This window comes from Streptomyces sp. NPDC047072 (assembly GCF_040643855.1).
Taxonomy (GTDB): Bacteria; Actinomycetota; Actinomycetes; order Streptomycetales; family Streptomycetaceae; genus Streptomyces.
The window spans coordinates 17,679-28,141 of the sequence record NZ_JBEYVC010000137.1; the positions used below are offsets into that span (position 1 = coordinate 17,679).

Below are 10,463 nucleotides of genomic sequence, written 5' to 3' on the forward strand. Positions count from 1 at the left end.
CGGATTATCCGAATCCTGCTATAGCAGCGCCTTCAACTTTTCCGCCAACAAGTCCCACCGCCACCTCTCCTCGACCCACTCCCGTCCCCGCTGCCCCATCCGGCTCCGCAGTTCCGCGTCGCCGAGGAGGACGACGACGCGTTCGGCGGTCTCCTCCGGGGACCCGCCGCGCACGACCCACCCGGTCTCGCCGTCGAGTACGGCGTCCGGGGCGCCGCCCGAGTCCCCCGCCACGACGGGCAGTCCGGTGGCCGAGGCCTCCAGGTAGACGATCCCGAGCCCCTCCACGTCGAGCCCCCCGCGCCGGGTCCGGCACGGCATGGCGAAGACGTCCCCGGCGCCGTAGTGGGCGGGCAGTTCGGACCAGGGGACGGCGCCGGTGAAGCGCACGGAGCCGGTGACGCCGGTCTCCGCGGCGAGCTTCCTCAACTCCTTCTCGTACGGCCCCCCGCCGACGATCAGCAGCACGGTGTCGGGCTCGTGCGCGAGGATCCGGGGCAGGGCGAGGATCAGGGTGTCCTGCCCCTTGCGCGGTACGAGCCGTGAGACGCACACCACCACGGGCCGGTCGGTCAGCCCGAGCCGCGCCCGGACCGCGGCACCGCCGGAGGCCGGGTGGAAGGTCTTCTCGTCGACCCCGGGCGGCAGTTGGACCATCCGCGCGGCGGCCTCGGGGGTCAGGGCGGCGGCGATCCGCGACCGCGTGTACTCGCCGAGGTAGGTGATCGTGTCGGTCGACTCCCCGATCCGGCGCAACAGCTGCCGTGCGGCGGGCAGTTGGGCCCACCCGGCCTCGTGCCCGTGGGTGGTGGCCACCAGCCGCTCGGCACCGGCCTTCCGCAGCGCGGGCGCCATCAGCCCGAGCGGCGCGGCCGCCCCGAACCACACCGACGTACACCCGTGCTCCCGCAGCAGCCCGACGGCGGTCCGGGTGGCGCCGGGCGTCGGCAGCAGCATGGTCGTGGCATCCCGTACGACGGTGAAGGGCTGCTCGGCGTCGAAGGCGGCCGTCGCCTCGGCCCCCTCCCGCCCCCGCTTCCAGGTGGACGCGTAGACGACCAGCCGCCCGGGATCCAGCCGCAGCGCCATGTTGTGCAGAAATGCCTGGATCCCCCCGGGCCGGGGCGGAAAGTCGTTGGTCACGATCAGGGTCTTGTGCATCGCCGCAGACCCTAGGGCCTGTCCGGTGGATCAGGCCAGCGGCGCGGGGTCTGGCACGCACATCTGCCGCGTTGTCGTCGGTTGCCGACGCTCCGCGTCGCCGCCCTCCTCCGCCTTGCAGCTGCACGCACCAGACCCCGCTCGCCTGTGTTGTGAAGGGCCGTTTCTCGCAGCTGGCCTGATCCACCGGACAGACCCTACGAACAGCCAGCTCACAGCCCGGGCGCGGGCGCGTTTATGGCACCCTCACAGGAGGGCGGGACATCATGTTCCCCTCAAGAGCGCGAACGAACGGCGAGGGGATCACGTGGAGACGACAGGCGTGCGGCGGTCGCTCACCGGACTGCTGCTGACCTGGGGCGTGACCAGGCTGCTGCTCCTCCTGTGGGTCTTCAAGGTCTACGTCTTCCCCGGGCCGGACGTCACCAGCGACGTGTCGGTCATCTACCACGGCTGGTACGACGTCCTGCGCACCGGCACCTTCCCGCAGGACGACGTGACCTGGCAGTACCCGCCCGCCGCCGCCCTCGCGATCCTCTCCCCCGCGCTGCTGCCGTTCCTGGAGTACGCCCAGGCGTTCTTCGTGCTCGCCTTCGCCGCCGACCTGGCCGTCATGCTCCTGCTGCTGTACGCGGGCCTGCGTCCGGACCGGCGGCTGCGCGGGGCGTGGGTGTGGGTGGTGGGCGTACCTCTGCTCGGCCCGACCGTCTACTCCCGCTACGACGTGATGGTGACCGCGGTGGCGGTCGCCGGACTGCTCGCGGCGGGCCGGCATCCCCGGGTGGCGGGGGCGCTGGTGGCCTTCGGGGCGATGCTGAAGGTGTGGCCCGCGCTGCTGCTGGTCGGGATCCGCAGACGGAGCGTCTGGGTCTCGGCGGCGGTGACCGCCCTGGTGCTGGCCGGGCTGTTCGCCGTCGCCATGCCGGGCGCCTTCGCCTTCCTGACCTTCCAGCGCGAGCGGGGCACCGAGGTGGAGTCGCTGGGCTCGCTGGTCTTCCACTTCGCCCGGCAGCACGGCTGGGACGGCGCCGTCCTGCTCAACTACGGCTCGGTGGAGTTCCTGGGCCCCTGGGTGACCACCGTCAGCACGGCCGCGCTCGCCCTGACCGGCATGGCGTTCGGCCTGCTGCTCCTGTGGCGGCTGGTGGCCACCCGGTTCGAGGCGCACACGGCGGCCGACGCGGCGCTGGTGGCGGTGCTGATGTTCACCACCACCAGCCGGGTGATCAGCCCGCAGTACATGGTCTGGCTGGTCGGCGTCGCGGCGGTCTGCCTCTGCTTCCGCGCCAGCCGCATGGGCCTGCCGGCCCTCCTGGTCCTGGTGGCCTGCTTCGTGACGGTCCTGGAGTTCCCGATCTACTTCGGGGACGTCGTGGGCAGCACCCCGCGCGGCATCACGCTCCTGGTCGTGCGCAACGGCCTGCTGGTCGCCGCCACGGTCCTCGGCATGCGCGCCCTGTGGCGCGACACGGTCCCGAAGCCGGCCCCCGCGGAGCCGGCGCCCCTCCCCGATCGGCCGACCCCGGCCAAGGAGACCTCCGCCTCCTCCTGACCTCGCTCCCGGCGCCGGAGTCCGCTCAGCCGAGCTGAGTGCGCAGGTACTCCCGCCAGTCCGCCGTGAAGTCCTTCAGGTTGGTGCCGAGGACCTCGTCCAGGGCTCCCTCGACCGCCCCGGGACGCTTCTTGTGCGCCCCCACGGCCCGGTAGAACGCGTCGAGCTTCTTCTCGCCCCAGCGGGCCGCGATCAGCCGGCAGGCCGTCCAGCCGCTCTCGTAGGCCCGCGCCAGCCCGTCCGCGCTGCCACTGAAGCCGAAGTCCTCGTCGGTCGGCAGGGCGTCCGGCACCTTCCCGTCGGCCACGGCCTGCCACAGCTCCGGCGCGGCCTCCTGGGCGGTGCGCCCGGTGCCGCGGTAGCCGACCCAGTCCGCGAACCCCTCCGACAGCCACAGCGGCGTCGCGGCGCTGGTGTCGGCGCGGGTGGCGACATGCGTGGTCTCGTGGGTGAGCACGACCTGCTTCCCCAGGGAGCCGAGCAGGCTGTACGCGTCGGGGTTGACGATGATCCGGTCCGCGGGCGCCCGCGCGGGGGCGCCGGTCTCGCCGGTGGTGACGGCCGCTATCCCCCGGTACGACGAGGCCGGCGAGCCGAGCAGACCCGCCATGCCGTCCAGCGACTTCGGGACCAGCACGACGACATGGCCGGCCCAGCCGGTCCCCCACACCTCGGACACGGCGGGCACCGCGCGGTCGGCCAGGTCGGCGAAGGAGTGCAGCCGCTCGACGCTCTGGCCGACGCCGAGCACCATGCTGTGCTTCCCCCGCACGACGGTCACCTCGCCCTGGTCCCACAGCTGTTGGGGCGCCTTCGCGGCGGGCTTCTCGTCGGCGACGTACCACTGCCCGGCCGCGTCCACGGTGAGGTCCAGGGTGCGGCCGACGGTGACGGGGGCCTGGTCGTAACCCTGCACCTGGTAACGCAGGTCGACGTCGGCGGTGGCCGTCGCGCCGCTGCGGTGCAGCCCGGTGACCTTGTACGACCACGCGGCGAGCGGTACGGCCCGCACCTCCCCGAACCAGCCCGCGTCCCCGGTCTCGGCGATCTGCGCGGGATCCCGGTCGAGCACGGCGGCCGCCCGCCGGTCGAGGACCTGCTGGACGTCGGCCTTGGCGGTGTCGGCGGCGCTCGGCTGCCCGCCGCACCCGACGAGGGCGACGAGCAGCAGGCACAGCGGCACGATCCCGCGCCCCGACACCCACCTTCGACCGGCCATGTCTCCTGATCGTACGGCTATCACGGGGTCGTGGTCAGGGGCGCGTGACCGTCACTCCCGGCATCATGTCGACCGGGTCGTAGCGGACCGGCGCGCCGGGGTAGGGCGCGTGGACGACCTGGCCGTTGCCGACGTACATGCCGACATGGCTGGCGTCACCGCGGTAGGTGACCAGATCGCCGGGCTGCGCCTGGGAGAGCGGGACCTGGCGCCCGGCGTAGCGCTGCGCCTGCGAGGTGCGCGGCAGGGCGACACCGGCCTGGGCGTACGACCACTGCATCAGGCCCGAACAGTCGAAGCCGTTGGGCCCGTTGGCACCCCACACGTACGGCTTGCCGACGGCCGAGCGGGCGGCGGCCACGGCGGCGGCCGCCCGCCCCGAGGGCGCCACCGCACCGGTCAGGTCGGGCATCTCCTCGCGTCCGGAGCGGGAGGCCCGGTCGTAGGCGGCGCGTTCGTCGGACGGCAGGGAGTTGAGCAGTTCGCGGGCCCGGGCGAGCTTGCGCTCCACGGTCCGCTTGTGGGAGGCGACGGCCTTGCGGCTCCGCTCCAGTTCACCGAGCTTGCCCGCCGCCTCGGCGCGCTCCTGGGCGAGTTCGCGCATGGCGCCCTGGAGTTCCTTGAGCTCGTCGGCCTGGTGCACGGTGATCCGGTCGAGGACGGCGGCCTTGTCGAGGTAGTCGTCCGGGTCGTCGGAGAACAGCAGCGCGAGCGAGGGGTCGAGGCCGCCGGAGCGGTACTGGGCCCCGGCCAGCGCACCGAGCGTCTCCCGCATGGCGTTGATGCGCTCCTGCTCGCGGGCGATCCCGTCCTGCGCCGAACGCACCTCGTCCCGCAGCGAGTCGGCGCGCTCGTCGGCCTGGTTGAAGGCCTCGGTGGCCTGCTCGGCCTCCTCGTAGAGGCGGTCCACCTCGGCCCGGGTGTCCTCGTGCGGAGCGGCGTTGGCCGGTACGGCGCCGAGCGCGGCGGCGGCCGCGGACAGCACGCACAGGGCGGCACCGGCACCCCGGTTGAACCCGGACGTCTGGGCAAGGCGGCGTTGGAACCCCACGGGTAGCCGCACTCCTTCCGCTGGCGGACACGGACTTCCCCCGAGGGGGAAACGCGGCCGACAGTAGCCCCGGGACGGGGTCGTCTCCAACGACCTCCACGGGCACACAACGTGACGCCCCGCCTATGACGCAGGTCATCGGCGGGGCGTGGAGTCAGTCGAAGATCTCGGAATTCGCCCGTTCGGGCGGTGGGGCGTGGAGTGTCAGATCCGCACGCCGAACTGGAACGGCATGTTGTTGATCGACTCGTAGCGCACGACCGTGCCGGTGCGCGGGGCGTGCAGGACCATGCCGTTGCCGGCGTAGAAGCCGACGTGGTGCTGGTCGCTGTAGAAGATGACCAGGTCGCCGACCTTGAGGTCGGACTGGGAGTAGATGCGCGTACCGGCGTTGGCCTGGGCCTGCGAGGTGCGCGGGATGGTGACGCCGGCCTGCGCGTAGGCCCAGGAGGTCAGACCCGAGCAGTCGAAGGTGTTCGGCCCCGCGGTGGCGTACGCGTAGGGCGAGCCGATCTTGCTCTGGGCGGCCTGGAAGGCGGCCAGGGCCCGGGCGGAGGCGGGGCCGGTGCTGCCGAGGTCCACGCGCTCGCTGGCGGAGCGGCTGGCGCGGGCGTCGGCGGCGGCGATGGCGGCACGCTCGGCGGCCGTCAGGGAGTTGAGCAGCTTCTGCGCGGAGGCGAGCTTGGCCTGGACGGCCTTCTTCTGCTTGGCCAGTTCGGCGCGGGTGGCGGCGAGGTCCTTGAGCTTCTCGGAGGCCTCCGCGCGCTCCTGGGCGAGCTCGCGCTGCTTCTCCTGGATCTTCTTCAGCGCGTCGACCTGCTGGGCGCTGAGCTGGTCGGCGGTGGACGCCTTGTCCAGGTAGTCGTCGGGGTTCGACGACAGGAAGAGCTGGAGGGAGGAGTCGATGGACCCCGAGCGGTACTGCGCGGCGGCCGCGAGGCCTATGGAGTCGCGCAGTTCGTTGAGCTCCTGCTGACCGCGGGCCACGTTGTCCTGGACGGTGGAGATCTCCTTCTGGAGGTCCTCCTGCTTGTCCTTGGCGTCGTTGAGCTTCTCGGTGGCCTGCTCGGCCTGCTCGTAGAGCGCGTCGACCTTCGCCTTGACCTCGTCCTTGTTGGGCTTCTCGCTCGGCGCCGCGTTGGCGGCGTTGGCGCTGAGGGCTACGGCGGCAGCAGCTGCGGTGGTGAGCACGGTCACGCGCACTCGGCTCGGCTGCTTGGGTCGACGGTGGGACGCCACGGAGGTGAACTCCTTCTTTTGAGTGATCACCCGCTCGGAGGTTCGAGCCCAGACCCTAGTGACCTTCCCGTGATCAGTTCAAATCCTCAGGAGCAAAATCCTGTCACGCCATGCATTCTTTACACACAACTCACGTGCGGTAATGCTCGATTGACGCTACGTTGCGTGACGATACGCCTAATTCGGGCATGCTGCGCCTTCCCGGGGGATAACCCCCGGACCCCCAGCAGAAAAGACGGACCGCAGGGCCACCGGCGCGGACAACGCGAGGCAGGCCGAGGGCAATCCGGACGTCGACGGTCAGGAGAGGCGCTTCAGAAGCACCACAGAAGCGACCGGGCGCGCGCCCGCCTTGGCGACCCCGTCGGCGACCTCGCGGTCGGTCGAGGCGACGATCACGGGGCGGCCCGGCGGCTCGGCGCGCACCAGCTGGCGGATCAACTCGTCGGCGGTGACACCCGGCTTGGAGAACAGCACCCGCACCCCGCGCGGCGGCGCGAGCAGCACCGGCGCGGCGAGCTCCGCCCCGTCGAAGACACAGGTCACCTCCGCCCCGGTCTGCGCCGCGAGCTGCGAGAGCTGACCGAGCAGCCGCAGCCGCTGCTTCTCCAGCGGCATCTGCGGATAGCCGGTCTTGGTGACGTTGTAGCCGTCGACCACCAAGTGCGCCTGGGGCAGGGCCAGTAGCTGGTCCAGGATCGCGGGGTCGTTCTCGGACAGGGCCCGCGCGGCGATGTCCTTCGGGGTCATTCGTCCCGGTTCGACCGCGTCGACCGTCTCGGCGGGCCGTACCGACACCGGCGGCAGCGCCAGCTCCCGGCGCAGCCCCTGGGCCGCGTCCAGGACGGTGTCCAGCAGCAGCCGTACGCGCATGTCCTCGACGCTGCGCCCCTCGCGGGCCGCTCTGCGCGTGGCCTCCAGGGCGGCCTCGGCCTCCCCGAGGCGGGCCTTCAGGCGCCGCGTCTCGCTCTCGGAGGCGGACACCTGGGCCTGGGCCTCGGCGCGCGCGGCCTCGGTCTCGCCGTGCACCTTGCGCAGCGCCGCCTCGCCGCGCTTGACGTCGCTCAGGGCGGCGCGCAGCTTGCGGTGAAGCGATTCGGCTTCCTTCTTGGCGGACTCCAGCTCGGTGCGCAGCCGCTCGGTCTCGGCGCGCGTCTGGTCGCGGGCCGCGGCCAACTCCTCGCGCAGCCGCTCCAGTTCGGCGCGGCTCTCCTCGTCGACCCGCTCGGCGTCGGCCCGCTGGGCCTCCTCGCCGGCCGCGGTGACGAGCTTCACCCAGCCCGTGGGGCGCAGAACATAGGCCGCGGCCGCCACGTCGAGCGGATCCGCGGCCGGGGGCGGCGAGCCGGAGTCGAGGGCGCCGGACAGTTCCGGCTGGGCCTCTCTGAGCTTCTCGCCGATCCGCTGCCGGAACAGCGGATCGGTCTCCAGCGCGGCCGCCATGGCGTTCCCGGCGAACTTGGCCCGCCGGTTCGGCGCGAAGCGGGCGTACTGGCGCAGCTGCGCCGGCAGCTCGCCGACGGTGAGCCCGCCGAAGCCGTCCGAGACGATCTGGACGACCTTGCGGCGCACGCCGTCGGGCAGCGGACGGTCGAGCACCTCGGCGGCGCCGTCGGCCGGCCCCCCGCCTTGTGTCTCCACCATCCGTCACACCCCATTTACTGTGCGGGGCCGCTCCCCGTCAGGAGTCGGCGCCCGGCCTGTCCACGAGTTCCACCTGGTCCACGGCGTTGCACCAGCGGCAGCGCACCGACTCGATGGTCTCACTGACCACCTCGCGCTCCTCGACCTTCGGCTCTCCGGCCAGGTCGAGGTGGACGTACTCGACGACCTTCGACGAGCGGGTCACGTCGAAGCGCGTGAGATTGCCGCAGAGGGCGCAGCGCCACCGGGTCGTGTCGGTCGGCAGGGGAACCGTCATCGTGACCTTGCTCTTTCCTACGGGGACTTCCATTGTCAGTGACGCCCGAGCTTCCCCGGAACGTGTGGCCGTAACCCTACGGCCTGGCGGGTACTCACCGCTCGGGCGTCCACAGCGGCGAGGCGGTCTGTTCCGGTGCGCCCCGTTACGTCATGCTCTGTGTTCATGATCAGCAAGTGGAGCAGGGCGGTCGGTTCCCCGGGGGGCGCGGCACCGGTCACCTACGGGCTGATCGGGCTGTGCTGCCTGGTCTTCGTGATCGGCCCGGCGGCGGGGCTGAATCCGGCGTACGGCTCCGGGGACGCGCTGCTCGCCACGCAGCGGGCCTACTTCCACCGCTGGGGCGTGGTCCCCGCAGAGCTGTTCGAGGGCTCCCCCGGTGCGGCCCTCACACCGGCGACCGCGCTCTTCGTGCACGGCAGCTGGGTGCATCTGCTGGGCAACATGCTCTTCCTCTACGTCTTCGGCGTGATGGCCGAGGAACGGATGGGCCGGGTGCAGTTCCTCCTCTTCTACGTCGGCTGCGGCTACCTCGCGCTGCTGGGGTACGCGGCGGCCAACGCCGGCTCCGAGCAGTCGCTGGTCGGCGCGTCCGGGGCGATCTCGGCGGTCCTCGGCGCGTTCCTGTACCTGTTCCCGGGGGCCCGGGTGACAAGCCTCCTCCCCTTCCTCTTCTTCCTCCCCCTGCGCTTCCCCGCGTGGGTCGTCCTGCCCTTCTGGGTCACCCTCCAGTGGCTGGCCGCGGGCCGCGCGACGGACGGCCCCGGGGTGGCCTACCTGGCCCACCTGGTGGGCTTCGGCCTGGGCCTGCTCTACGCGTGGGCCCGTTTCGGCCGTACGACTAGAGTGAGGGCCGCCCCAGCTCCGGCCCCCGAGGGAGAGAACCAGCCGTGATCACCGCGATCGTCCTCATCAAGACCAGCGTGGACCGGATCCCCGAGATCGCGGAGTCGATCGCGGCGCTGGACTCCGTCAGCGAGGTCTTCTCGGTGACCGGCACGTACGACCTGATCGCCATGGTCCGGGTACGCCGGCACGAGGACCTGGCCGAGGTCATCCCGGGCAGCATCAGCAAGATCCCCGGCGTCGAGGCGACCGACACCCACGTGGCGTTCCGCACGTACTCCCAGCACGACCTGGAAGCGGCCTTCGCGATCGGCCTGGACAGCTAGGACCGCGGCTGGGACTGCGGCTGGGACTTCAGTGCGAGCACGGTGATGCCGTCGGCCGTGGCCACGTACACGCGGCCGTCGTCGATCACCGGGCTCTGGGTGCCGACCGACGCTCCGCCCTGGACCCGTTTCGACCAGGTCTGCTCGCCCTTGGGGCTGACGCCGTAGAGCGTGGAGCCCCGGCGGGCGTAGACGGTGCTCTTCGCCACCGCCGGGTCGCTGTACTGGGTGCCGTCGTCGGTGAACGGGAAGGTCCAGGCGGTGGAGCCGTCCGCGGGGTCCAGGGCGACCAGTTCGTAGTCGGTCGCGGCGACGCCAAGGCCGCCGAAGGCCACGCAGGTGAAGTAACGGCTGCCGTAGAGCGTCTGGTTGGCCGTGCTCCACAGCGGTTTCCCTGACCTGCTGAGGCCGTGCAGCGACTTCTCGCCGCCGGAGCCGACGATCAGCGTGTCCCCGACGAGCGTGGGCCGCCCGGTGTCGGAACCGGCCCGCGTCGACCACAGCCGCTGCCCGGTCCGCGCGTCGAGCGCCCGCACCTCGTCGCCGAAGGTGCCGACGTACACCACCCCGTCCGCCGCCAGGGGCTCCGAGGTGGGCGCGGGCCCGGTCGGCGCGGTCCAGCGGACGCTGCCGTCGGGGGCGTACGCCCGCACCCCGCCCTCGCCGGAGGACGCCTTGTAGGACACCAGGACCAGCCCGGCCGCGGCCACCGGCACCTGGCTGCTCGCGGCGACCGTCCTGGTCCAGCGCACCTTGCCGCGCGGCCCGACCGCGCAGAGCCGGGAGCCGCCCTCCTTGCCGTCGAACAGCAGGCAGTACGCGCCGTCGGCGGTGGCGAGCGGGGACATCACCTGGGCGCCCAGCGCGGTGCTCCACAGGGTCCGCCCACTGCGGTCCACGGCGTGCAGCGAGCCGTCCGTGCCGCCGACGTAGATCCGCTGCCCGTCGGGCGACAGCGCGGCGCAGGGCCCGTGTCCGCCGCCGAGCCCCTGGACCTTGTACTCCCAGCCCACCCGGGCGGTGCCGGTCGAGGAGGCGCGGGCGGTGCTCCCCGGGCTGCCGGGGGACTCGGCGGTGCTGCCCGAGGAGTCGCGCAGCAGCAGCCAGCCGCCAACACCGGCCGCCGACGCGGCCCCGGCGCCACCGAC

Annotated in this window: 10 protein-coding genes; 3 read left to right on the forward strand and 7 right to left on the reverse strand. The window is 72.4% G+C overall.

Annotation, left to right across the window (positions count from 1 at the left end; genetic code table 11):
- Window positions 1-18: 18 nt before the first annotated feature.
- On the reverse strand, window positions 19-1,161 hold the full coding sequence (locus tag ABZ896_RS38640; RefSeq protein WP_360939623.1) for a glycosyltransferase family 4 protein: 1,143 nt from the start codon (window positions 1,159-1,161) through the stop codon (window positions 19-21).
- A gap of 307 nt (window positions 1,162-1,468) precedes the next feature.
- Here ABZ896_RS38640 and ABZ896_RS38645 point away from each other — a divergent pair, with 307 nt between their 5' ends.
- Window positions 1,469-2,713 carry a glycosyltransferase family 87 protein gene (locus tag ABZ896_RS38645; protein ID WP_360939625.1) on the forward strand — a complete coding sequence of 415 codons (1,245 nt, stop codon included), beginning with the start codon at window positions 1,469-1,471 and terminating at the stop codon, window positions 2,711-2,713.
- Window positions 2,714-2,738: 25 nt separating this feature from the next.
- On the opposite strand, the gene ABZ896_RS38650 is transcribed toward ABZ896_RS38645, so the two are convergent.
- From ABZ896_RS38650 to ABZ896_RS38670, 5 genes are all read right to left on the reverse strand, one after another.
- Window positions 2,739-3,932, reverse strand: coding sequence for a hypothetical protein (locus ABZ896_RS38650; RefSeq protein ID WP_360939627.1), 1,194 nt, complete (start codon window positions 3,930-3,932; stop codon window positions 2,739-2,741).
- 34 nt (window positions 3,933-3,966) lie between these two features.
- Window positions 3,967-4,983, reverse strand: a complete 1,017-nt coding sequence (locus ABZ896_RS38655) for an NlpC/P60 family protein (RefSeq protein WP_360939629.1) — start codon at window positions 4,981-4,983, stop codon at window positions 3,967-3,969.
- A 204-nt stretch (window positions 4,984-5,187) separates the two neighbouring features.
- Complete coding sequence (locus ABZ896_RS38660; RefSeq protein WP_360939631.1) at window positions 5,188-6,222, reverse strand: NlpC/P60 family protein; 1,035 nt, start codon at window positions 6,220-6,222, stop codon at window positions 5,188-5,190.
- A 300-nt stretch (window positions 6,223-6,522) separates the two neighbouring features.
- Window positions 6,523-7,866: an NYN domain-containing protein gene (locus ABZ896_RS38665; RefSeq protein WP_360939633.1), complete on the reverse strand. Its 1,344-nt coding sequence runs from the start codon at window positions 7,864-7,866 to the stop codon at window positions 6,523-6,525.
- A gap of 37 nt (window positions 7,867-7,903) precedes the next feature.
- Window positions 7,904-8,143: a hypothetical protein gene (locus ABZ896_RS38670; protein ID WP_360939635.1), complete on the reverse strand. Its 240-nt coding sequence runs from the start codon at window positions 8,141-8,143 to the stop codon at window positions 7,904-7,906.
- A 165-nt stretch (window positions 8,144-8,308) separates the two neighbouring features.
- Between ABZ896_RS38670 and ABZ896_RS38675 the strand changes: the two genes are divergently transcribed.
- Complete coding sequence (locus tag ABZ896_RS38675) at window positions 8,309-9,037, forward strand: rhomboid family intramembrane serine protease (protein ID WP_360939637.1); 729 nt, start codon at window positions 8,309-8,311, stop codon at window positions 9,035-9,037.
- Window positions 9,034-9,315, forward strand: coding sequence for an Lrp/AsnC ligand binding domain-containing protein (locus ABZ896_RS38680; protein ID WP_360939639.1), 282 nt, complete (start codon window positions 9,034-9,036; stop codon window positions 9,313-9,315). Before ABZ896_RS38675 ends, ABZ896_RS38680 begins: the two co-directional genes overlap by 4 nt.
- Here ABZ896_RS38680 and ABZ896_RS38685 read toward each other — a convergent pair.
- Window positions 9,312-10,463, reverse strand: a 1,152-nt coding sequence (locus ABZ896_RS38685; protein WP_360939641.1) for a PQQ-binding-like beta-propeller repeat protein, incomplete at its 5' end; no start/stop codon positions are given. The two genes, ABZ896_RS38680 and ABZ896_RS38685, sit on opposite strands and share 4 nt — an antisense overlap.